At 47.5% G+C, this 23,866-nt stretch carries 21 protein-coding genes and 2 pseudogenes; 10 read left to right on the top strand and 13 right to left on the bottom strand.

Annotated elements, in window-relative coordinates; translation table 11 throughout:
- Window positions 1-346: 346 nt before the first annotated feature.
- The 7 genes from PJF56_RS12700 to PJF56_RS12670 all read right to left on the bottom strand — a co-directional run bounded on the left by PJF56_RS12700 (window position 347) and on the right by PJF56_RS12670 (window position 5,863).
- The gene (locus tag PJF56_RS12700; RefSeq protein ID WP_283763048.1) at window positions 347-895 is read right to left on the bottom strand and encodes a YqeG family HAD IIIA-type phosphatase; all 549 of its coding nucleotides are present in this window, start codon (window positions 893-895) and stop codon (window positions 347-349) included.
- A gap of 29 nt (window positions 896-924) precedes the next feature.
- Window positions 925-2,001, bottom strand: a complete 1,077-nt coding sequence (gene mltG, locus PJF56_RS12695) for an endolytic transglycosylase MltG (protein ID WP_283763047.1) — start codon at window positions 1,999-2,001, stop codon at window positions 925-927.
- 78 nt (window positions 2,002-2,079) lie between these two features.
- A complete protein-coding gene (locus PJF56_RS12690) occupies window positions 2,080-2,640 on the bottom strand; it encodes a DUF3727 domain-containing protein (RefSeq protein WP_283763046.1) in 561 nt (186 codons plus the stop codon).
- Window positions 2,641-2,738: 98 nt separating this feature from the next.
- On the bottom strand, window positions 2,739-3,170 hold the full coding sequence (gene ruvX / locus PJF56_RS12685) for a Holliday junction resolvase RuvX (RefSeq protein ID WP_283763045.1): 432 nt from the start codon (window positions 3,168-3,170) through the stop codon (window positions 2,739-2,741).
- The gene (locus PJF56_RS12680; protein WP_283763044.1) at window positions 3,155-4,396 is read right to left on the bottom strand and encodes a GNAT family N-acetyltransferase; all 1,242 of its coding nucleotides are present in this window, start codon (window positions 4,394-4,396) and stop codon (window positions 3,155-3,157) included. The genes ruvX and PJF56_RS12680 overlap by 16 nt, the downstream gene beginning before the upstream one ends.
- Window positions 4,397-4,484: 88 nt before the next feature.
- Window positions 4,485-5,651, bottom strand: coding sequence for a hypothetical protein (locus tag PJF56_RS12675; protein ID WP_283763043.1), 1,167 nt, complete (start codon window positions 5,649-5,651; stop codon window positions 4,485-4,487).
- Between the two features lie 41 nt (window positions 5,652-5,692).
- The gene (locus PJF56_RS12670) at window positions 5,693-5,863 is read right to left on the bottom strand and encodes a hypothetical protein (protein ID WP_283763042.1); all 171 of its coding nucleotides are present in this window, start codon (window positions 5,861-5,863) and stop codon (window positions 5,693-5,695) included.
- An 89-nt stretch (window positions 5,864-5,952) separates the two neighbouring features.
- Between PJF56_RS12670 and cruF the strand changes: the two genes are divergently transcribed.
- Window positions 5,953-6,873: a gamma-carotene 1'-hydroxylase CruF gene (gene cruF, locus PJF56_RS12665; protein WP_283763041.1), complete on the top strand. Its 921-nt coding sequence runs from the start codon at window positions 5,953-5,955 to the stop codon at window positions 6,871-6,873.
- A 23-nt stretch (window positions 6,874-6,896) separates the two neighbouring features.
- Window positions 6,897-8,096, top strand: a complete 1,200-nt coding sequence (cruG, locus tag PJF56_RS12660; RefSeq protein ID WP_283763040.1) for a 2'-O-glycosyltransferase CruG — start codon at window positions 6,897-6,899, stop codon at window positions 8,094-8,096.
- A gap of 21 nt (window positions 8,097-8,117) precedes the next feature.
- Here the strand turns inward: cruG and cpeY are convergent, their stop codons facing one another.
- Entirely contained in the window at window positions 8,118-9,392 is a 1,275-nt protein-coding gene (cpeY, locus tag PJF56_RS12655) for a C-phycoerythrin alpha-cysteine-82 phycoerythrobilin lyase CpeY (RefSeq protein WP_283763039.1), read from the bottom strand.
- Between the two features lie 135 nt (window positions 9,393-9,527).
- On the opposite strand from cpeY, the gene cpeB reads away from it, so the two are divergent.
- From cpeB to PJF56_RS12640, 3 genes are all read left to right on the top strand, one after another.
- Window positions 9,528-10,082, top strand: coding sequence for a phycoerythrin subunit beta (gene cpeB, locus PJF56_RS12650; RefSeq protein WP_283763038.1), 555 nt, complete (start codon window positions 9,528-9,530; stop codon window positions 10,080-10,082).
- Window positions 10,083-10,184: 102 nt separating this feature from the next.
- Window positions 10,185-10,679 carry a C-phycoerythrin subunit alpha gene (cpeA, locus tag PJF56_RS12645; RefSeq protein WP_283763037.1) on the top strand — a complete coding sequence of 165 codons (495 nt, stop codon included), beginning with the start codon at window positions 10,185-10,187 and terminating at the stop codon, window positions 10,677-10,679.
- Between the two features lie 167 nt (window positions 10,680-10,846).
- Window positions 10,847-11,482, top strand: coding sequence for a HEAT repeat domain-containing protein (locus PJF56_RS12640; RefSeq protein WP_283763036.1), 636 nt, complete (start codon window positions 10,847-10,849; stop codon window positions 11,480-11,482).
- An 8-nt stretch (window positions 11,483-11,490) separates the two neighbouring features.
- Here the strand turns inward: PJF56_RS12640 and PJF56_RS22425 are convergent.
- The 3 genes and pseudogenes from PJF56_RS22425 to PJF56_RS22415 all read right to left on the bottom strand — a co-directional run.
- Window positions 11,491-12,366: pseudogene (locus PJF56_RS22425) on the bottom strand (CHAT domain-containing protein); the annotation flags it as partial.
- Window positions 12,367-13,064: 698 nt separating this feature from the next.
- On the bottom strand, window positions 13,065-13,367 hold the full coding sequence (locus PJF56_RS22420) for a hypothetical protein (RefSeq protein WP_488199626.1): 303 nt from the start codon (window positions 13,365-13,367) through the stop codon (window positions 13,065-13,067).
- 1,747 nt (window positions 13,368-15,114) lie between these two features.
- Window positions 15,115-15,963: pseudogene (locus PJF56_RS22415) on the bottom strand (filamentous hemagglutinin N-terminal domain-containing protein); the annotation flags it as partial.
- A gap of 442 nt (window positions 15,964-16,405) precedes the next feature.
- On the opposite strand from PJF56_RS22415, the gene PJF56_RS12630 reads away from it, so the two are divergent.
- The 4 genes from PJF56_RS12630 (at window position 16,406) to PJF56_RS12615 (ending at window position 20,394) form a co-directional block, all read left to right on the top strand.
- Window positions 16,406-16,579, top strand: a complete 174-nt coding sequence (locus PJF56_RS12630) for a hypothetical protein (RefSeq protein WP_283763034.1) — start codon at window positions 16,406-16,408, stop codon at window positions 16,577-16,579.
- 19 nt (window positions 16,580-16,598) lie between these two features.
- The gene (locus PJF56_RS12625) at window positions 16,599-18,683 is read left to right on the top strand and encodes a sensor histidine kinase (protein WP_283763033.1); all 2,085 of its coding nucleotides are present in this window, start codon (window positions 16,599-16,601) and stop codon (window positions 18,681-18,683) included.
- Between the two features lie 145 nt (window positions 18,684-18,828).
- Window positions 18,829-19,029 carry a hypothetical protein gene (locus tag PJF56_RS12620; protein ID WP_283763032.1) on the top strand — a complete coding sequence of 67 codons (201 nt, stop codon included), beginning with the start codon at window positions 18,829-18,831 and terminating at the stop codon, window positions 19,027-19,029.
- Between the two features lie 126 nt (window positions 19,030-19,155).
- A complete protein-coding gene (locus PJF56_RS12615) occupies window positions 19,156-20,394 on the top strand; it encodes an MFS transporter (RefSeq protein ID WP_283763031.1) in 1,239 nt (412 codons plus the stop codon).
- Between the two features lie 127 nt (window positions 20,395-20,521).
- Here PJF56_RS12615 and PJF56_RS12610 read toward each other — a convergent pair whose 3' ends face one another.
- On the bottom strand, window positions 20,522-20,908 hold the full coding sequence (locus PJF56_RS12610) for a ribbon-helix-helix domain-containing protein (RefSeq protein WP_283763030.1): 387 nt from the start codon (window positions 20,906-20,908) through the stop codon (window positions 20,522-20,524).
- Window positions 20,909-20,941: 33 nt separating this feature from the next.
- Complete coding sequence (locus PJF56_RS12605) at window positions 20,942-22,351, bottom strand: diguanylate cyclase domain-containing protein (RefSeq protein ID WP_283763029.1); 1,410 nt, start codon at window positions 22,349-22,351, stop codon at window positions 20,942-20,944.
- An 83-nt stretch (window positions 22,352-22,434) separates the two neighbouring features.
- Between PJF56_RS12605 and PJF56_RS12600 the strand changes: the two genes are divergently transcribed.
- Entirely contained in the window at window positions 22,435-23,838 is a 1,404-nt protein-coding gene (locus tag PJF56_RS12600; protein ID WP_283763028.1) for a hypothetical protein, read from the top strand.
- Window positions 23,839-23,866 lie beyond the last annotated feature (28 nt).

Genomic DNA, 23,866 nt, shown 5'->3' with positions numbered 1-23,866 from the left:
TATGACACCACGGGGAAAGTCAGCACTGCCAAGATTCTGGAATACATCAACGACCCTCATCACGGCGGTTGAAACCGCCGTTCGCTTTTCCGCCCCGCGTTGAAACGACGGGGCTACCAAGCTCTCGTCATTTTTCCGTGTCAGATACTGCATCAGATATTCTATCAAACAGTGTAAAGCGCCAGTGCCTCTATAGTGAGACCCGACGCTTTACCAGGGTAAAATATTTACAGGGATTTATCTTTAGGGTCTTTATATGAGCTGACCCCATTTGAACTAATTTTAATAATTGCATTGATTTGTTGCCGATCCCCGATTCGTAATCTTTTCTTTATATTTCACTTTTTCAGGTTTTATCAAAATTTGTAAACTTTTGTACAGATGGTGTTAAGCGAGCGCCCAACACCTGAGAGAACCACACCTCAAAGGATCGAACGTGAAAGGGTTGCCGATTTTGGCGGGGATCGACCATCGGTTCGACCAGAATTGTAAACATTCCTAAACGATTGCCTGCTAACACATCTGTAAACAAGCGATCGCCAACCATAGCCACTTGATCGAGAGGCAAACCCATATTATCCACGGCCTGGCGCAGTTTTCGCCGGGAGGGTTTGGCAGCGCCCATCATAAACGGTAAGTCTAAACACTCAGCGATCGCCCGAATTCTCAGCCAATTTAGGTTATTACTCACAAGCCAAATCGAAACCAGGGGCCGAATTTCTGCAATCCAGGTTTGCAGTTCATCGGAAGCCAACTGTGTATTCATGGGTACGAGGGTATCATCTACATCTAGAACCAGGCCTTTGAGACCATGCAAACGCAATAAATCTGGCGTTAACTCTAAAATTGGGCCACCGAGTACGAGATCCGGTTGCAGGAGAAGATTGGAAGACATAAGAAAAAAGAAGACCCATTCAGGGTTGGTTAACGTTGTTGGGCAACTTGGGTAATTGCTCGGTTATGTTCATCTAGAGTGCGACTAAAAATATGAGTCCCATCATAACGAGCGACAAAATAGAGATACTCCGTTGTTTGCGGATAAAGCGTTGCCTCTAAACTCGCTTTACCCGGAGCAGCGATCGGCGTAGGCGGTAATCCCGGATTCAAATAGGTATTATAAGGGTTAGGCGTATTCACATTCTTTAAGGTCAAGGGGCGATCGGGCGTTTGCTTAATCCCCAAACCATATTCCACCGTGGGATCTGCACCTAAAGTCATCCCCTTTTGCAGTCGATTATGAAATACCCCCGAAATCACCCCCCGTTCTTGAGCCACCACTGACTCTTTTTCCACGATACTTGCTAGAGTCACCCACTCCAAAAGACTCAAATCCGTTTGTTCTTTAGCCTCTTCATACAAAGGTAGGGCTACCTGTTCAAATTGGGTTAACATTTGCCGAACCACCCGATCAGCCGTCAAGCTATCCCCACCAATCTGATAAGTATCCGGGAATAAAAACCCTTCCAACTTTGGCACAGCAGGTAACCAAGGATAATCTTGAGGAGAAATTCGGTTAACTGCCTCTAAAAACTCTTCAGCACTAAAAAAACCTTGGGCTTCAAAATAATCCCCCATTTGAGCCAACGTCCAGCCTTCAGGAATCGTATAGGTTGCTTGGATCACAGTCCCAGAACGAATTTGAGCCGCAATTTCTGGTAAGGACTGAGTAGGAGACAATTGATAACTGCCTGCTTGGAAATAGCCTTCTAACTCGGGTTTGAGTTTAGCCTGTAATCTGAGCCATTTCGTCCAAATCGCCCAAGCCCGTTCTGAGCGAATCAGCTCTAGATCGGCTAAATCTGCACCAATTTGTTGTCCTGGAGTTCCCAGGGCAATTTCGACTAAAACTTGATTTTCTGCGCGATCGGCACTTGGAGGAAGGATAGGACTAATTGCCCAACTCCACCACCGCCATCCTTGCCACCCAAAAAAGCCCACTACGACGGGAAAAAGGATCAAATAAAAGAACCACTTGGTGATTCGTGAATTGCCGGTTGTCATAACTGGTTAAATATTACATGGTTTTTTACTGCTGCACCCTGGGAAATGTGTTTATGTTTTCTTTCCCCATTCTGTCAATTAGTCCAGAGTATTCAAGATCTGTTCTTCTAAATTTTGTTCAATCTCTGGTAATAAATGTTCAATGGACTTGAGGTCAGAGGCTGAAAGTTCTTGGGCTTTGCCCTTGCCGTCCATTTTTGCTAACAAAAACAACGGATCTAAAGGCGTGGAAATTTCATACTCATCTTCACCATAATAGAAACTGGCTAATAACTGAAATGATTCCGTACTCAAATCGACTTCTTCCTCTTCTTCCTCTTCTTCTATCTCTGGGATCTCTCCTTCTACTGTCAGGGTGATCCCCGTGCGTTTAAGCTTCAGATTTTGTTCAGATAATACGGACTTAGCCAGGCCAAAGAGTTCATCGATCAGAGAGTCATCTTCGAGTGCAACCAGGTCTTCGCGATCGCCAGATGTTTGCCAGACAAAAATCTCTACGGGGATGTCTTTGGGTAATAAAACCAAATAGTTTTGGTTGTCATAGGTAAAGGAATATTCAATTGTACATTCTAATTCCTTTCCCCTGGCATCAGCCAAGAATACGGTTAGGGGATCATTCTCCATTGCTTCTTGATCCATGGGGTTACGTCCTATTTACCAAGATGATTGGGGATTCACTTCAACCTTTCATCATATCTTATATGCGCTGCGCAGGGTAATCGGTAATGGGTAATCGGTCATGGGAAAACTCGATCGTCGAGCCAACGCTGCAAAATCAAGGCGGCAGCTTGGGCATCAATTAATCCCTTATTGCGAGAGGGGGAGCGTTTTCGGGAGACGAGGATTTCTTTGGCTTCCAGGGATGTGCAGCGCTCATCGACATACTCAACGGGTAATTGAAGGGTCTGTTGCAGGCGATCGCTATATTTTTGCACTTGTTGGGCTTGAGTGCCGAGTTGACCATCCATGAGATAGGGCAAACCGACGATTAAAATACTCACTTCCCGTTCAACAACGATGGGCTTGAGCATCTCCACATCTTTATCAAAAGACTCGTGATAGATGGTGGTGAGGGGGGTAGCCAGTAATCCTAGGCGATCGCACCCAGCCACCCCAATGCGTTTCTGACCAATATCCAAACCCAAAGCTGAAATCAATGATCCACCCATGAACCGTTCTCCCCAGTTTCATCCCCTTCAACTCCAGGATGGCTCTCTTTGCCACCAGGGGAGAGATCTTCGGTATTCTCTTCCAGACTCAAGGAATGGAGAATCGACATCCGTCCGGGAATCGGTTTTCCAGCCGGTTGTAAACCTTGCAGCATATCCGAGAGTTGCAGACCATCCAGAGAGACTAACTTAGACTCCCGCAGTTTATGCCAAACCGATCGCGACATCATCAAAGTATGGCCGATCCGACTTGCGCCAATTTGCTGTAGATATTCCTCCCGTTCCGGTTGATAATCTGCGGAAACCAGATGTAACGGTTGGGGAGGGAACTCTTGGGTAATGCGAGCCATTTGGGCCATCAATTCCGGATACAACCAAGTATAGGCAGGGTGAACCGTCAACTCGGCTTGATGGCCAGCTTTCCCCTGGCGCTGTAAGTGCAACTGAAAATAACCGATCGCCGCTTGCCGTTGGGTTTCAAACACATACCCACTGACGACCTCGGTTTTCGTCCACCATTGCTTAATTCCCTCAATCACTGATTGTAATAAAGGAGTCTTAAAGTCTTCCATATGGCGGTCAAATACTTGGCGCACAAAGGGCGGCATAGCCACGGTATCGAGTTGATAGAGGGGCCCCGCATCCGCATTGCTCACGGGTAGGAGATTGGGCAGATCCGGCTCCCGTTGGGCTAATTTAGCGAGCTGTTCCGGGGCGATCGCCCAATAGGTCATCTGTGCTAAAGGCTGAAACCCATTTTGGCGATATAGGGCAATCTCGTCCGCCTCATTCACATCCACTTCCAACAACCAAGTTCTCGCTTCCCGCACCGCTTGCATACAATGGCGGAGCAGCAGGGAACCAATCCCCGGTCGCGATACCCCTGGTCTCACGCCTACGCGATCCACGCGCCAGGTCGTTCGAGTGCGGTTAAAGGGAGAAATTTGGATCGCCCCCACCACTTGTTCCTGGGCACTTTCGGAGCTATGACGCTGCTCCGCTACATGAACCGAGAGCTTATAGCGCCAGGGATTGGGAAATAAACTCAACACTTTCAACACTCCAAACCACTGGCGAATTTCCTCGCCCGAATAGGGTTGATCCTTACCCATCCCTGGGGATGAAGACCCTGTATCGAGCAAAGTTTCCACCACATCGAGGTCTCGATGTTGCAAACTCCGAATTTCTGTCTGTTTTTCTAAATTTTGGGGAGACGCTGGCATCATAGGATATTCTCTCAATCGACAGGGGGGTGGGGAAAAGGCAGTAGGCAATAGGGGGAACCGGGTTTAACCCTTTTCTTGAACCTGTCGCCTACCCTTGGGGTCGAATTAGAACAATGGGGGTTTGTTCATCCGCGTTACCGGCTGGGTTACTTCTGAGGGCTTGGGTGAGCAACTCCGTTGATAATTCTGGAGTCGCTGCTAATATTTTAACGGCTTTCAAGTCATTGACATCGACGATCGCCGCCGATAATCCCGTTTTTTCTTTAATTTTGGCCACCACTTGCTCTGGTTTCTCTGGCCCTAGGACAATAAATTGATCGAAGGGGGGCAGGGTTCCGGTTACATCATCAATTAATCGGGCTTGCTCTCCTGCCAGTTGGTAAAAGACACCGGGTTTACGCAACAGGGCTTTGGCTATTGCCCCGACGACAAAGGCAAACACTACCCGAACTGGGCCCACCAGATCCACCAATGTCTGCATTCCGCAAGCGGTGGCTAAACTCGATGTGGGGAGAAAATAATAACAAATTCGTTTGGCGACCCATCCCGGTTTTACCGTCGTCGGATGGCGAAGCCGACCTTGCATCAGGGCGATCGGGGTTTCCCCAATCGTCACCATATCTCCCGGTTGGGCATGGGGCAAAACATACCGTTCCACTACCGCCACCGGATCGTCTTGATCGGTCAAAATATGGGTGGGAATTGGAAACACTCGCGCCCCTTCTGCCTCTCGTCCTGCTGGCAATTCTGAGCCATCCGGATACTGGAGAGAATAGACCGAATGACCGGTTTTCGGAATCCGTCCTTCTGGCCCATAGGTGACATAATTGACTTTAATCCAAGCGGTTTGCACCCGATCTAGATTGGGCCCCGTAATATCAACACTAATCTTGAACCGCGTCTGTTTCCCCACTTTGACAATATAGGCAAACCAATAATCATCCGCTCGGCTGGGGACATCCGAATGCAGGGGAACCACGCGAGTTTTCCAGCTTACTCCTTCTAACGACCCCTTACTGAGTAGTTCCACCTCGACTTCCACCTCTGGAACCATAATTTCCAACGTCGAGGTTTCATTGACAAAAACCCCTTCTCCCACCAACTGATAATGGTCAGCCGCTAGAAATTCCCCCTGCCACTGTTCAAACTTCAGGGAGAGTTGATTCCCAGGGCGACCTCGATACTGATTCTCAATCGCCCATAGAAGCAGGAGGACTAGACCTCCGAGACCGATGCCAATACTTTCTGCAATCACAACTGAACCTAACCCAACTCTTGATGATTTGTCTCGATTCACTATACCTGAATGGCTTGAAATTGCGATCGAGTCCGTAGGTTGGTTTCACTTGGTGAAACCCAAGCAAGCATTACTGGTGTTGGTTTGAGGAACGAAACCCAAGCTACACTCTTACCAGAGTAAGGTGGTTCACCGCGATCGCATAGTTCAGCCACAAAAGCCAGCTTCATCAAGACATGGGATGACTGGGTGAGTTGAATTTTATGGGACTTCTGTTTACATTACTTAATAGATTCATATAAACCGGATACCAAACTTTATGAAGCCACTTGAGATTGCCCAACGAATATGCCTGATGGGTCATATCGCCACCATGCCCTTTGGCTGGGTGGGGTTGCTCTTCATTCTCCCGAACCCAGAGATGATTGTGAACTTGCCTCCCATCGGTCAAACTTTGTTTCGTGTGAGTATGTCCGGAGGGGGAGTGGTCAATATTTTATTAGGTGCAGCAGCCGTTGCCCTCTATGCCTATCGGACGTTGGGAGTGCGCCGTTGGTTGGGATTTATGGTTCCTGCGGTTTGTTTGTCCCTGAGCAGTGAACTGATGGGAACTTGCACGGGGTTCCCTTTTGGAGATTATGGGTATTTGAGTGGATTAGGTTATAAAATTGCGGGTTTAGTGCCGTTTACGATTCCCCTGTCTTGGTTTTATGTGGGGTTGGTGTCTTATCTGATTGCTTTGGGGGGCTTGCAAGTGGCCCAAAACCGAACGATGATTAGACAGGTTGGGGCGATCGCCGTGGGTGCTGTCCTGCTCACTGCTTGGGATTTTGTCCTCGATCCCGCCATGAGCCAAACGATTATCCACTTTTGGGAATGGGGACAAGAGGGGCCGTTCTTTGGGATGCCCTATCAGAATTTTGCCGGTTGGTTGGCTACGGGCGCGCTGTTTATGAGCGTGGGAACTTGGATTTGGGGTCAAGAATTGCCCCAAGTGAGTCGCCCCCAGTTGGGATTTCCTTTGGTGGTGTATTTGAGTAATTTCACGTATGCGGCGGTTTTAAGCGGATTTAGTGGATTTACGATACCAGTGGTTTTAGGGATGATCGTGGCAGTGATGCCAGCCCTAATCTTGTGGTGGATTACACCAGAAAAAGGGGATGAAGGAGAACGATTGAATTCTCCTGCTGGAGATCGAAACCGGGTGACACAGACTACAGTAAACGTAGTCGCTAAGTAAAAATTAAGGATAGGGAGAAGGGTATGGATGGGAGCCAGATGTTAACTTGGGGATTGATGGTGATTCAAATTCCGGCGATCGCCATTCTCCTGTTTCGCTTGCTCAAAGGCCCCTTCCGCCATGCTCCGATTCAACCCCAATCCGCCGCTCTGGAGATGCTGGGAACGGTGAGTGTGGTGGTTCCGACGCTCAATGAGCGCGATCGCCTCTGGCCCTGTTTAGAAGGCCTAACGCGCCAAAGCTACGAAGTGCGCGAGGTGTTGGTGGTCGATAGTCATTCCACCGATGGCACGGGGGATCTGGTGTTGCAAACAGCCGCAAAAGACCCCCGTTTTCGCTTGCTCCATGACGATCCTCTGCCTCCGGACTGGGTGGGACGACCTTGGGCACTGCATACGGGATTTTTGCACAGTTCCCCGAAAAGTGAGTGGATTTTGGGCATTGATGCGGATACCCAACCCCATCCGGGATTAGTGGCCGGTTTGATTAAAATGGCGGAAGCAGAAGGGTATGATTTAGTCTCCCTCTCCCCTCGGTTTATTCTGGAATATCCGGGGGAATGTTGGCTGCAACCGGCCCTGCTGATGACGCTGGTGTATCGATTTGGCCCCACGGGAACCGTTGAAAGTGCCGATCGCGTGATGGCCAATGGTCAATGTTTTTTGACCCGCAGACGGGTGTTAGAGGAGTTAGAGGGCTATACAACAGCTAAATCCTCCTTTTGTGATGATGTCACTTTAGCCCGCATCGCCGCCCAACGGGGGTTTAAGGTGGGCTTTTGGGATGGCGCTCCGGTGCTAAAGGTGCGCATGTATGAGGGAGCCTGGCAAACTTGGCAGGAGTGGGGGCGATCGCTAGACTTAAAGGATGCCACTTCCCCCTGGCAACTCTGGACTGACTTGTGGTTTCTCTTCTCTGTTCAAGGTTTACCCCTAGCGGTTATCATTTTTGGCATCATCGGTGCATTTCCAGAAGGGATCATTTCCCAGACTCTAGTTAATCTCAATCTGGCCTTATTAGCCATTCGGTTTGCCCTCGGATTCGCCATCTTTCCCTCCTACGACTTATCACAAGCTAGGTTTTCTCTACTCTTCTGGTTCTCCCCCTTAGCCGATCCCTTAGCCTTTTTTCGCATTCTACAATCGAGTTTTCAAACCTCGATTCAGTGGCGTGGTCGTACCTACAGCGCTTTGCGTGGTAATGGGCAGAAGGGTAATGGGTAAACCATTGTTCTTAAAAAACGGTTAATGAGAATTCTGAGCGATCGCCTTCGCTTGTAAAATCAAGTCTCGATCCTGGGCGCAGATCTGCCATCCTTGATGATCGCCCAATTGCTCTAAAACCAACAGAGCAGCATACTTGAGATCGAAAATTGACGTTTCCAGAGCCTTCTGTAACCGGGGGATCGCTTCCGTTGCCCTTAAATGTCCCAGGGCGATCGCCGCCGCAGCTCTGGATTTTTGGAATTGAGGCGCTTGATTTTCCAGGGCTTCTATCAGTAAATCATAGGCCGGTGTATACCCTAACCATCCCAAGAGTTTCACCACATGATAATGAGCGCCATAATCATTATGGGCCTTATCCGCAAACGTGGCCAGTAAAGCCTCTGGTGCATCTTGCGGGTAAGTATGCAGCAGGGTATAACTGGCCAAATAACAGCGCCCAAAATCCGTACTATAGAGTTCATTAATGGCAAACTCTAGGCTCGGAGTTTGGTCATATTCATGGACAAATTCCAAAGTATCGGGATGATCGCGGATCGTCCGATCGAAATAGGGTTCAACCTCCGCAAAGGTCAATTTCTGGGCAGAGATCCCCGTTTGAGCCAGATGTCGGAGTCCTCGCAGACGAAATACAATGGAAACCGGACATTGGACAATTTTGGGCAGAGCCGGGTAATAATTCGTATCCATTAAATCTTGAATGCAAGCGCGGCGCACATTAATATTGTCACTATGCAGAAATCCCACCACCCGATCCATCAGGCTGAAATCACCGCTTAACTTCGACGTAGCGGCGATCGCCACACTGGCAACACAAAGATCCTCCGAATTCATAAACGGTTTAATCGCCTCTAGAGCAGATTTGTAGCCTAACTTGGCCAAAACTTGAATAATCACCCGATAGCTTTGATGCGGTTGCTGCAACAGTTGGGTTATTTCTTCTAGAATTTCGGGATCGTCTGTACCAATTTCTCCGATCGCCCAAACCGCATTTTCCACCGTATACATATCCGCATCCGTTAAACACTCGCGCAGCGTCGGTATGGCGATCTCAGCCTTCAATCGTCCCAAGCTTTCTGCTGCCTTACGTCGGGCAATGCGATTATAGAGTTCGTCCTCTTGATTGTGAATCGCCTTAATTAAAGCCGCGATCGACCGTTCCGTGGGATAGTGCATGAGGTGACAAGCCGCCACATAGCGATCGCTCGGATCGCTTAACCGATCCAAAGGCATTTCCAACAGGGCGATCGCCCTGTCTTCACTTAAATTAAAAAGCTGAGAAAATCGTTTATCCATACCTCTATCATTGTAAAGGATTGTTACCTTGTTTATCATAAACCGGGTCTGGTTAACCCTCATCTCCTATAGTCGATTATGACCCGTTCCCGTAACGGGTTACTTAAATTCAACTATTGAGAGGGAAACATTTCAATGCTTGACGCTTTTTCGAGAGCTGTGGTATCAGCAGATGCCAGCACTGCCGCTCTGAGCAGTGACAAAATTGCTGAACTCAAAGGCTTCATTGCTGAAGGCAACAAGCGCCTAGACGCTGTTAACGCCGTAGCCAGCAACGCAAGCTGTTGCGTGTCTGATGCCATTACCGGCATGATTTGCGAAAATGATGGCTTAATCCAAGCTGGTGGTAACTGCTACCCCAACCGTCGTATGGCTGCGTGCTTACGCGATGGTGAAATCATTCTCCGCTATGTCACCTACGCCCTGTTAGCTGGTGATGCTTCCGTTCTCGAAGATCGGTGCTTAAATGGCCTAAAAGAAACTTACACCGCCCTGGGAGTTCCCGCAACTTCCGCCGTTCGTGCTGTACAAATCATGAAGGCGATTTGTGTTGCCCATATCAACAACACCAACAAAATGTACGAGGGAACCAGCAAATTCCGCAAAATGGACACTCCTCAAGGAGACTGCTCTGCTTTAGCGTCTGAGTGTGCTGGATACTTCGATCGCGTTATTGCCGCTTTAAGCTAAAAACCGAAAGCTAAAAACCGATAAATAACTGCACCGAAGATCTACGGGCAATCGTCCATTAAAAAGTAAAACCGATCGCATAAAACTGGAGATAGTAAAGAAATGAAATCAGTTCTCACCACGGCTATTACTGCTGCTGATGCTGCTGGTCGTTTTCCTACCAACTCTGACCTAGAGTCCGTTCAAGGTAGCCTGCAACGCTCTGCCGCTCGTTTAGAAGCGGCTGAAAAACTCAGCAGTAACATTGATGCCGTTGCTCAGGAAGCTTATGATGCTTGCATCAAAAAGTATTCTTACCTGAACAATGCGGGTGAAGCCAACTCCACCGACACCTTCAAAGCCAAATGCCTGCGTGATATCAAGCACTACCTGCGCTTGGTTAGCTACTGCTTGGCTGTAGGCGGTACTGGCCCTCTTGATGAATGGGGAATTGCTGGACAACGTGAAGTCTATCGTGCTTTGGGTCTGCCCACCGCTCCCTATGTTGAAGCTCTGACCTTCGCTCGCAACCGAGGTTGCGCTCCTCGCGATATGTCTGCACAAGCTCTAGTTGAGTACAATGCTCTCCTAGACTATGTTATCAACTCCTTGTCCTAGTCTATCCCTGGGAAAACATTGAGTTGAGTTCTTGAAGCTTAATGTTCAACAATTAAGTTCAAGAATGAACCCTTAGAGAACTCTAGGTCTAAAACTTGGCTGGCTTCCTGTTCAGTCAAGTTCAAGACTTAGAGTTCTTGCTCTGTTCATTATTACTGATTAATCCTATGACCACGGATACCGACGCTTTATTTGCACAGCTTAAACATCCCAACCCCAATCTACGAGAGCGGGCCATGATAGAGTTAGCGGAAAATCGCGATGAACACACGATTGGCCGCTTAATTGAGATGGTGAATGAGGAAACTGTAGACATTCGCCGAGCAGCCGTGAAAGCCTTGGGGGTGATTGGCCCAGATGCGGTTTGTGCAATTGTTTCCCTATTTGAATCCAGCGATAATGCCACGATTCAAGCCAGTTGTGTCAAAGCTTTGGCCCAGGTTGCCGTGAATTATGGCCCCGATGCTTTTCCCGAAGAAGGGGTAGAAGGCTTAAAAGTAGCACTCAATCATCCCAATCCGGTAGTGAATATTGCCGCAGTCATGGCGTTAGGAGCTGTAGGTTCGCCGGTGTTAGATTTGTTAGTGGAAACCCTACAAACGACGGAGAATTTAGCGTTAGGGGTATCGATTATTAATGCTTTAGCTTCTATGGGAGATAGCCGCGCTACAGAGGTGTTAACCCAATTGGCCAATGATGAATCGGTGGATACTTATATTCGAGAATCGGCCACCCATGCTTTACCCCGGTTAGAGCAAACCATGCAATACCCCTCTTTTGTCAGTGTGCCGAAAGAGGGATAGAATCCGAATTACCAAGGGGAACCAATCATCGTAAACCCTGACCAGTAATAGGGATGGGCTAAAGGCCGCTCTGCTACATTCGCTAATACTGGTGGTAGAGAAACATTACCCCCGCGACTAGCCCGCAATTGACCCCCTTCAATACGCACTTCACCCCTGAGCATGGCAAGCTGCGCTTCTCGCAAAGCATCAGATTTCAGTTGTGCATTTCTCAAATAATCATAGAACTGAGTCATTAGGGCTAATGTGCCTTCATCGGAGACATACCACAGACTAGCTAGGGCGCTTTTTACACCGGCTTGTACGGCTAAACCCGCAAATCCTAATTCTGCTGATGGATCGCCCACTGCGGTACGACAGGCACTCAAAACCAACAGTTCCACTTGAGGATTATCCCATCCTAATGTCCTTAAATTGTCGAGAGTGAGTTGTTCATCCCACAGTTGGATATAAGAATTTTGGGGCGATCCCGCGTTGAACTCTGCATGGGTGGCTAAATGCACGATCGCCGAAGGCGCAAACTCCCGTTGAGAGACTAAATTATTACGAGTAAATTCATTATTCAAAAATCCTTTGCCTGACCATAAATTTCTAGTAATTGTCTCGATCTCCACCGGAACGGCGGGCAAAGGGGCTTGTTGGCTAAACTCAGAGGCTCCAAAGGCTAAGACTTCAGCATTTTCTAAGGACTGGTATTTAGTATCAGTCAAGAGTACAGAAGGAATTAAGCCCAAATTATATTTTTCAATCAGGAATTGTTCTCCATCATGCAAAGCAGCTACCGGAAGAGACCGTAACCCCACATCCATGCTGAAGACTAAAACATCGGTTCCTGCCTCTTCTAACTGATCTTCTATGGGCGCAATTAACCATTGATAAAGTTGTTGTGCATAGGGTAAATAACTGGTGCTATTGCGTTTACGGGGATTGGTTAGTTCGCTTCTAAAGTTTTCAATGGCTTTGAGGACATCTGCCCGTTGAGTGTTGGGAACGCTTTTGTAAATGGCTTGACCCCTGGGCGTAATTAAGATGAAATCCAATTGATTCGGGCGGGACAAAACATAGGTGACGACTGTGGTTTTGCCGGTCAGTTCTTCAATTTCGGCTAGGCGCTCTTGGAATTGGGCGATCGATTGAATGTCATCATTAACTTCATATTCTTCTCCGGTATACAGAGATAATTGATCCATGAATAAGTTATCAATCGATAAGGTGGCTTGATCTAAATTACCAGCATCGAGTTGAGTATCAATGTTATTGCGAGCTACTTGTAAGGCTTCTGACCGGGCAAGGCGATTAGAAGTATTAGAAGTGTTCTGGCGAGGTTCACCAGAGTCTTGTGTGTCTTGGGGTTGGTCGGTTTGTCTGGTATCAGGTTGGTCTTGTGAGGGAGCTTGGTCTTGTGAGGGTTCGGCCGCTTGAGTTTGGCGATCGGGAGCCTGTTGTAGGGTGGATTCTCCACTGCCAGGATTTTGTAGACCTGGTTCTCCTAATGAACTGGTAGTGCTAGGGCCTTCGGGGCCGCGATTTCCCACCGGCTGATTGGGGGATGTAGGATTGTGTAAACCTTCTTGGGTGGGATTCAACTGCTCAACTCTTCTATCCTGGGGCGGTTGCTCTGCTCCTCCATCCTGGGGCGGTTGCTGCCCTCCATCCTGGGGAGGTTGCTGCCCTCCATCCTGGGGCGGTTGCTCTGCTCCTCCATCCTGGGGCGGTTGCTCTGCTCCTCCATCCTGGGGCGGTTGCTGCCCTCCATCCTGGGGCGGTTGCTCTGCTCCTCCATCCTGGGGCGGTTGCTCTCCTCCTCCATCCTGGGGCGGTTGCTGCCCTCCATCCTGGGGCGGTTGCTCTGCTCCTCCATCCTGGGGCGGTTGCTGCCCTCCATCCTGGGGAGGTTGCTCTGCTCCTCCATCCTGGGGCGGTTGCTCTCCAGTTGGTGGAGTTGTGGTTTGGCGTGGGGGGGGTTTTGTTTTTTTGTTTGGGGTTGGGGTGGGGTTGGGGTTTGGGTTGGGGGTTGGGTTTGGGTTTGGGGTTGGGGTAGTCGTGAGAATTTGAATCTGTTCTGTGTCCTGAGTGTGACTTTCTAAGAATTCGTTGGTAATACTGATGGTGGATTCTGTACCCGTGCCTCTGGTAATTACGCCTGCTGTACCATTGGTGGCGGCATCACCGACAATAAAAGGGGTTGTGCCGTTGCCACCATGGGTAATGGTAATGGTTCCGCCATCTGTTTCCGTGGCTCCAGAAGTAGAAATGCTGGCGGTTTCAGTATTGCTTGCGGTGAAGGTTCCGGTAACGCGCACAAAGCCGTCGGTCGTGAGGTCAACATTGCCTCCAATACTTCCTCCTTCTGCATTAATGGAGGTGACTTCTATGTCATTGGGGGCACTTAGGACAACATTACCGCCTCCACTGGAGCTACTGGTGGTATTGATGGTTCCTGTGGTGATACTGTCCGATGTAGACAGTAGAGTGATATCTCCTCCATCACTGGTGGTGTTAGAGGTATTGATATTGCCTAGAGTAATGGTGCTATCAGCGCTGATACTGACTAAACCTCCACTGGTGGTGAAGTTTCCTGTGGTGACTGTGCTATCAGCAGTGATATTAATTGCGCCTCCACTGGTGGTGATGTCTCCTGTGGTAATCTGATTGGCGATCGCCGTAATCTCTCCCCCTCCAGTATTCAGTGCAGCATTTACATCGATGTTGGGTGTATCTGCTGTGGTTGCACCGCCGAGACCAATATTCCCTCCACTGGTAGTAATGCTCTGATTAACGGTAATGGAAGCACTGCTTGATGCAGTGCTGCTGTTTTGGAGTACAGCAAAGCCTCCCCCTGTACTCAGGGGAGCATTAATATTGATGGTGGGAGCGTCGAGGGTGAGATTGCCGGTAGTGGTGGTAATGCTGGCATCCACATCGATAGAGCTTCCAGCTTCAGCAGAGAGTCCCACAAATTCAATGGTCATATTAACTGCTTCACTGAAGGTGATATTTTCGGTCGCTTGTAGGGTGACGTTGGTTTCTGCTCCGTTAATGGCACTAACGTTAATGCGGGTAATACTTTCGGTGGTATTGAGGTCGGGATCGCTAAATTGGTCTACGTCTTCTAGGTCACTGGTGTCTCCTCCTTCAGCAACGACTTCTATATTGGTGGGGTCGAGTAGTAGGGTTCCGGTGAGTCCTTGGGGTGCAGTGGTGTTGACTTCTCCTTGGTAGTTTAGGAACGATAGACCGGATATTTCGACAAATCCGCCATTGCCAGAAGTTTGGCCTCCTTTGGCGCTAATTTGACCGAAAAATTGGGTGGTCTCATCGCTCCAGATGATGATGTCTCCCCCATCTCCATTCAGGAGTGCATCGGCATTGATGATGCTGTTTTCGTTAACGAGGGTAAAGTTACTGTTGGGAAGGGGGCCCTTTCCTTGGAAGGAACCGCCAATGTTGATGGTTCCACCTCCTTGGGTTCCGGAGGCGTTGATCTGAGCATCGATGATGCCAATGCGATCGCCTAAAATGCCGATCTTTCCACCGGTTATACTAGAAGTATCGAGGGTTCCGGAGGCGATCGCCAACCCCGACATTTCCGGAAGTGTAATTCCCGATCCCGTTAACACCACCTGGCCCTGGGCATTCACCGTTACACTTTTAGCATGGTTGACTTCACTACTGGTCAACAGCTCCGGAAGGGTTAAGGGGGTAATGGCTTGGGAATGGGCATTTTCGGAATTCACCGGCAGGTCTAAACTTAAGAGATGGCCCTCTTGGGAGAGGCGTACCGAATTTTCTCCCGGAACCGCAGCCATGGTAATGGTTCCCCCCGGTGCAGATAGGGTTCCCAAATTAAGCGTATTCCCGCCAATTAAACCCAGGGTTTGCTGCTCATTAACTTGTAAATTGCCCAAATTAACAATACTGCCCGGTTTAGCATCCTCAAACTTAAATTCTGTGGGGTTTCCGGTTAAGCGACTCCAATCATTAGAACCGACTACATTAAACCATTGATCGAGTCCTAGTCCAATGCTCGTTGCTGTCGTGGCATAAAAATCGGCGGGCACATTTAAGCTGGCATTGGGCCCAAAGAGAATCCCCGCAGGATTAATTAAATAGAGGTTAGCGCTGCTATTGCTCAGTTGAATTAAGCCATTAATCACGGACGGATCGCCCCCTACCACACGACCCAAAATATTTTGGATATCCGGTTGAGCCATAAAGTTGGCAATTTGACCTTGGGTTAATCCAAATTGCTGAAAACTATGAAACAGATTTTGCCCCGCTTTGGTTCCCCCTTGGATATTAAACTGTTGATTATTCCCTGGATAAACCAGTGTTCCTGTACCATCTTGAGCGGGAATAATGGACTGCCCTAGAGCTGGACGATCTAAGCCTCCATAGAGATGTAGGAGGGTACTGGCCACCAGAGAATAAAGCCACCAAGATGTACTGATATATCTAGTATTATTCACTCTTTTTTTCATCTTTTTGATCTCCGGGGTCATTATTTTGTTAGGTCAATCATCAGGGGGGTTGGGTGAAGGCAAAATAGGATTCTAAATTTGGTTCGAGGGACGAGTTAATGTCAAGTTCATGGCAAATCAGCCTATGTTAATAAATTATGTTAATAAGCATTGTTAATCCATGATAGCTTTGGCAAGCAGCAGAACGTAATAAAAATTCATAATTTCACAATTTTTTCAGAATGATCGACTAAAATGGCTAAGTAAAACTACTGTGCGAGTTATAACTAGGCATGGGTAGGAAGCGATCGCCGATCCCATCCTGACCTGTAGGATAACCGTTGGTATGCATCATCAATTATTGATGTTGACTGGTGTTCTCAGTGTTTTACCCCTGACCTGAGCGATCGGCTGCGATCGCTCTACCCATTACCGCAGGTTTTGGACTTTCGGCTGCGCCAACATGCACGTCCGACATGTTCATGTCGGCGACAGCCGATTCATGTCGGCGACAGCCGATTCATGTCGGCGACAGCCGAAACATCTCCGCGAAGCGGAAAGCGCTGTATGGGTGATAACCCCCAAAAAAGGAGACGATCGGATCGTCGGCAAACTTCAATTTACCTATAACATCTAATCCTACTAGGAATTGATCGATGAAATATCGAACCTTAAAATCTCCAAAAAAGTCTTTACTAAAAGTCTTTTCCTTATCGAATCAACTTCGCTATAGCCTGATTTTAGTTGGTTTATTGAGTGTAATCACTACTGGAGGAATCCTGGGGTATTTGAGCTTAAAATCGGAGTTACAAAAAAATCAAGAGTTACAAGAAAACCGATCGGAATTAGCTGCGAGTCGAATCAATAATTATTTAGATGATCTTAAGAGACAATTGGGATATTTGGCACGAGTTCGAGGGTTAACGAATTTAGAATCTCAAACTCAAACCCGGTTTCTAGAAGGCTTAATTCGTCATAATGATGCCTATCGATCGGTAGGAATTGTCAATCGTCAAGGTGAGGTAATTAATCTAGTATTTCTAGATCCGAGTAGCACTATTAATTCAGGTCAAAATCTGTCGAATTCTCAGATATTTATTCACTCTTTTGATCTGCAAGAAGAATATGTTTCGTATGTCCATCTCGATCCCAAAGATCGATCGCCGAAAACAATCTTATCAGTGCCGATTCGTAATGAAGAGGATCGGGTTGATGGTGTGTTGATGGCTGAAATTGATTTAAGGTTCCTGGGCTTTGTTGTGTCAAATATGTTAGTCGGAAAAACGGGATATACTTATATTTTAGATGAGCGCTATGCGATCGTTGCCCAAACCGGAATGAGGCAAGATAATTTTGAGCTGCAACAAATTTCCGATCCAGAGTTATTGCAGAATCTTTGGCCTCGAAATAATACTCAACTGAATATTTATTCAGGACTGTACGATCAAAAGGTATTAGGCGCAACAACGATTATTCCCAGTATGCAATGGAAATTAGTGGTTGAATTACCGGTAAAAGAAGCCTATGCCCCGATCGCTAGAATGCTGCGAATTACGATCATCGCTTTGTTTTTAATTACACTGATTTCCATGGGGATCGGATTTTACCGTGCCCATCGTATTCTCTCTCCTCTCAAGCATCTGACCGAGGCAGCCCTGAGAATCCGTGAAGGCAACTTTAATACAGAAGTACCGATTACGGAAGCCAATGAATTAGGCGTTTTAGCCACCGCATTTAATCAAATGACGGCCCAAGTGCGAGAATTGTTTGAAGAGTTAGAAGAAGAAAAAACATTACTCAAACAGGCCAAAGAATCCGCAGAAGTCACCCTGAAAAACTTGCGAGCGACCCAAAGCCAACTGATTCAAGCGGAAAAAATGTCCGGTTTGGGGCAATTGGTCGCCGGAATTGCCCATGAAATTAATAATCCCATTAGTTTTATTCATTCTAACCTGGCTCCTGCTCAAAATTATGCCGAAGACCTGTTAAGCTTGATTGAATTGTACCAAACCTATTATCCAGACCCTCCCTTAGCGATCGCCGAATTGATGGAAGAGATTGAATTAGAGTTTGTCTTGAACGATTTTCAGAAAATTTTATCTTCTATGAAGACTGGTTCGGAACGAATTCGGGAAATTGTTAAGTCCCTGCGTAATTTTTCCCGTTTGGATGAAGATGGAATCAAAGAGGTTGATCTGCACGAAGGGATTGAAAATAGTTTATTGATTTTACAAAATAGATTGAGGACTCAACGGGAGGTTCAAGAAATTCAGGTGATTAGAAATTATGGCACTCTCCCTAAAATCGAATGCTATCCGGGTTACTTAAATCAAGTGTTTATGAATATTTTAGCCAATGGTATTGATGCCTTAGAAACTCAACGAATCCTAACTGACGACTCTAGCCCTAAATCTTTACCCACATTAACGATTACCACGGCTTTATGCCAACCGAATCGGGTGATGATTACCATCGCTGATAATGGGCTAGGGATACCTCCTGGGGTTCAAGAACAAATCTTTAATCCCTTTTTTACGACTAAACCGATTGGCCAAGGAACGGGTTTAGGCCTATCGATTAGTTATCAAATTGTGGTCGAGCGTCATGGGGGGAGCTTATCGTGTCATTCTGAACCGGGAGGGGGAGCAGAGTTTCAGATTGAGCTTCCCATTAGTCAAGGACTATCGAGAGAAAGTAAACGACTCTCTCAGAAATCATCCGTGGAAACTGGGGTTTCTTAGTCTCTGTCTGAAACGAGAGTTTACATTTTGTAACTAAAATCTCTAGCGATCGTTAAGCTTCATTGCGAAGGGTTCACCTCCTCAAAAAGCCATGATACGCTCTATGCTGTTGGCAAAGCAGTGATCGTAACGGCAGGAGAACACCTTGAATTCACAGCAAAACCTAACCCAAAACTCGTTACATCGTGAAGACTTTAGTGAGTATGTGGCCCACCTCCAACTTCACATGGCGCTACAAGCTCGCAACTTGCTCCCCAACTATAAACAGACTGCGGATAGTCGGGAGCAACTGCTCCAGCAAAGCCAAGCGGACTTAGAGAAGCTGGCTTCTCGGCAAGTGGTCTAAAAGATTTTGTGTCCATCGTTTCCAACTCCATCTTCACTCCCAGGGCAGGATTGCCCTGTTTTTTTTGTTTCCTCCAGGATAGGGTTACCCTGACTATACTAAGAAGGGTTGATTCTAGGGAGATATATGAAGGTTTTCCTAACCCTGAGTGCGAGTGAGCGAAAAAATCTGCTGTTGATGTTTGCTTCGGGTTTACTCTTTTGGTCAAGTATTGGCTCTTTGTTACCCACTTTACCGCTCTATCTCCGATCGCTAGGGATAGCAGATCGACAACTTGGTATTGTCATGGGAGCGTTTGCCATTGGCCTGTTATTAGCTCGACCTTGCATTGGGGCGATCGCCGATAGCCATAGCCGCAAACTGGTGATCTTGATTGGTACAGCCGTTTGTGGTCTCGCTCCCCTCGGTTATCTCCTCGTCGAGTCTGTTTCCTCCCTGATGCTCGTGCGGAGTTTCCACGGCATTAGTTTGGCAGCCTTTACCACCGGATATATTGCCCTGGTCACGGATCTGACCCCCCCAAAAAATCGGGGTGAAGTTCTGGGTTATATGAGCTTGATTAATCCCGTCGGTGTGGCCTTTGGCCCCGCTTTAGGGGGATTTGTACAGGAAGCTTTTGGCGATCGCTCTCTGTTTCTGTTAACCGCGAGTTTCGGGTTTCTCGCCCTTTTGATTATGACTCAAGTCCAAGAAAAGCGGCGCACCGACCCAGAGAAAGCCGACTCCTCACCCGCCATTCAACCCGGACTATGGCGCTTGCTCCTGAGTCCCCGCATTCGCATTTTAAGCCTGGTTCTCCTCCATGTCGGTCTGGCTTTTGGCGGCATGAGTTCGTTTATTTCCCTCTTAATTCAGGAAACCGGAGTGAACTTTAACGCCGGATTATTTTTTACCGCCGCCGCGATCGCCAGTTTTAGTATTCGTTTAGTTGCCGGCCCGTTAAGCGATCGCATTGGTCGAGGAATTTTTATTACCTTCAGCATCTTCCTCTATGCGATCGCCATGTTCATCCTCACCTTTGCCGATACCGCTTGGCTCTTCTTACTCTCTGGATTCTTAGAAGGCGCTGGTTTTGGCCTCCTCATTCCCACCACCTCCGCCATTATCGCCGATCGCGCCTATCCCCACGAACGGGGACGCTTATTCGGTCTCTGTTTAGGAGGCTTCGATCTCGGCATTGCCATAGCCGGCCCCATGGCTGGCATGATTGCCCAAGCCTTTTCCTATCAAACCCTATTTATCTATATCACCATTACCCTGATCCTCGGTTTACTGGTATTCTTAACCCAATCGAGTAAAGACTTACCCCACTCCCTCCGCTATGCCTTGGGACGAGGACAAGATATTTACAGCGTTTCCCGCTAGAGTAGGGGGAATAGGGAATAGTTCACTTTCTTTCTTCTGAGTTTATTACGATATCCTTAAACACAGAAACCGAAATAATTACCTTTCAAAATAGCCGAAATTAAGATATTTGTGTCAATGACTACTTTCACTGCCCGCTCCGATAGGCTTCAATCTCCGCCGCCATGTCTGCTTCCGTAATCTCTTCAATCCCTGCAATAGAGTCAGTTTTCTTGAAGAGATTTTTTATATCTTGACTCAGGCTTTCTCGATCGCGCAAGCGATGCGGAGCATTATCGCCATCTATGACTGTATTTTCAGATCTGGCTTGTTGTGTCCTCAATTGGGTTAATTTCTCAACCAGTAGTTGTTTAGCCGACTCACTTCCAGCAATCGGAGAGACTAACTTCAGAGTTTCTTGTTCTTCTAGAAGTTTCAAAGCCTGACTCACTACTTCCTCCGGAGTGCGATATTGACCCCTTTCCAGTTGCGCTCTTAAAAATTTTTCTTGTTCGAGAGTTAAGGTAATCTGCATGGGACAATCTCCAAGTTTATATCTTAGTTTATTTTAGTCGCACTCCAGGCGATCGCGTCCCTTCTCTTTCGCTTGGTATAAAGCGCGATCGGCTTGGGCGATTAACTGTTCTGGGGATTGGGAATCTCCAGGAATCACCGCACTCACCCCTAAACTTAAAGTCACCGAGGAACTCACCTGAGAATAGGCATGATCTAGCTTGAGTTGATGAATCACTTGGCGAATGGTTTCCGCCACTTGTCTGGCTTGCTCTAGGGAAGTCTGGGGCAGAATGATGCCAAACTCTTCTCCCCCATAACGAGCGGCCAAACTTTCGGCAGTCGGTAACTGTTGGGAAAGGGTTTGAGCGACCTTAATCAAACAGCGATCGCCCGCTTGATGGCCGTAATTATCGTTATAGAGCTTAAAATAATCCACATCCGCCAAAATTAACGCCAAAGGCTGTTGCTCCACCTTCAACTGTTGCCATTGTTCGGCCAAATACTGATCGAAATAGCGACGATTCGCAATTTGTGTCAAACCATCAACATTCGCTTGATTGCTTAATTCTAAATTCGCTTGTTCGAGTGCCAACTCAATTTGTTTGCGCTTGCTAATATCTCGGAAGGTTACCGTTAACCCATCTCCGAGCTTCACTAACAAAATCTCAAACCAGCCTTCAATGCCATCGTGGGCATAATAGATTTCTTTTTGAATCGCTTGTGAAGTTTCCACCACCGAGATAAACTCATCCAATAACCCATCGAGTTTTAAGCCCGGCAGCGCTCTCAGTAAAGATTTACCCTGTAATTGAGATTTGCCCAATAATTGATAGGCCATGGGATTGAGCAATAAGCAGCGAAAATCGATAATCTTTTGCTGTTCATTTCGGCGTGCTTCCAAAGCAGCAATGGCATCTAGGGAACTATTTAAGATCCCTGAGAGTAGGGAACGGGATTGAGCGAGAGACGCTTCGATCGCCTTGCGCTTTTCGATTTCTGCGTATAAATGTTCATTTTGGCTTTGCAGTTGCTGTTGCAGCGATCGCAACCGGAGCTGATTTTCAATTCTGGCTAAGACTTCTATACTTTCAAAGGGCTTCGTAATATAATCAACCCCTCCCACCCCAAACGCCGTTACCTTATCCAAGATCTCATCAGAGGCACTCAGGAAAATAATCGGAATATCTTGGGTAATCGGGTTTAATTTCAAACGCTCACATACCTGATAGCCATTCATTTCCGGCATCAGAATATCGAGTAAAATCAGGTTCGGAGGCGAAGAAAAGGCAGAGCGCAGGGCAAACTCACCATTGCGAGCGACTCGCACTTTATAGCCTTCCTTGGATAACAATTGGGTGAGTACACTTAAATTTGTTGAAGTGTCATCAACCACCAAGATCTCGATTTGAGCTTCATGTCTCTGATGGCGATCCATAGCTAGTGAATAGTTGATAGTGGACATTAGATGATCAAAACTTGATTGTTTTCGTCTCATGTCCAGCATGAGAAGCACCCTTTACCCTCTCAACTCTAAAATAAGACCTTATGTTTAGACTTCCTGAAGGTATTCCCAATTTACCCGATCTTACCCATGCCGACGAGTTAATGCAGTTTGGCTCTCATATTTTTAATACTTTTCTGATTTTAATTCTGGTGGTGGCAGGATTTGGCTTAGTGTTAGCCGCTTTGGGATTTGCCCTGCGACGCGATCGAAATCCGTCCCCTTGGAGAGACAATTGGACGAATAAATGGTTACAGCGCTACGATCTGCTGTTGGAGCTGCTGCAACATGGTGTGGTACTGTTGATGGCGATCGCCATCGGCTTTTTCTTCTGTACCACCCTGGCTAACCGCTATCATCATTGGGAACAAGCCCAAGTGGTTGAATCTGCCCAGATCTTGACAGGGGAACGATTAGAACAACCCGCTCCCCAGGTGCGTTACACCATCCCCGAAACCTATACATTTAACCGCTATATCGATGGCGAGTATATCGAGGTGGAGGAGGAGCGAGAGGTAAACCGCTATTTAAGTTTAGAAGCCTCTGAGATTCAGGTATTGCTCAATCAGGCGCTGAATGTACAAACCAATCAACCCGTTTATCAAGTTGCTTTTGAAGCTCAGTATCAAGTCACTAACCTCTTAGGAGAGCGGGAAGATTTTTTCTTTGAAATCCAGCCTCCCTATGGGTATACGATTCTCCAGAATTTTCGCGTTGAGCGGGATGGAGAACGGTTAGAACCCATTAATCCGGGAGATTATGGCTTTCCGTTTAGCTTAGACTCCCAGGAAACGGCGCGATTTCGGGTTACCTATCAAGTTCAAGGGTCTCCCAGATGGGTCTATAATGCCAATGGGCAATTGTTATCTAATTTTCAGTTAACGGCGATCGCCAATTTCCCCAAAGCCGATTTTGCCAGTGGCATTGTCCCCACCCAAACCCTCGAAGAAGGACAAGGAAAGCGCTTTATCTGGGTATTTGAAGATAACGTTTCTGTCCGTAATCCCTTCGGTGTATTTACCGCGACTAATCCCGTGGGCAGAACCGGAGTCTTGCCCCGCCTACTGTTGCTCACTCCCGGCTTGTTGCTCTGGTGGCTTATCTTGTTGTATTTGTCACTGCCTCTACAACTGCGCGATGTGGCGATCGCCTGTAGTGTCTTTTTTGCCTGTATTTTCGCCCTCACCTACGCCAGTCGCCTCCTTAACCCAGAGCTATCCTGGATACTCCTCTCCTGCATTCTACTCCCCCTAGCCTGGGGATTAGGCGACAACCGTCGCGAATCCTCTGCGGCAATCATTGCCACCATCTCCGGAGCAGTGTTACCCGTTTTGGGCTTACTCGTTCCCTACAGTGGGTTAACCTTAAGTTTAGCCGCCCTCCTATCTGTCACTTGGTTAGCCGTTCATCACTGGTATGGGTGGTATCGCATTCCCCCCAGAAGTTAGGGGAATGGGATGGGGAGACGAGGAGACA

Source organism: Roseofilum halophilum BLCC-M91, assembly GCF_030068445.1.
Classification (GTDB): Bacteria; Cyanobacteriota; Cyanobacteriia; order Cyanobacteriales; family Desertifilaceae; genus Roseofilum; species Roseofilum halophilum.
This window is presented reverse-complemented; position numbering and strand designations above follow the sequence as displayed.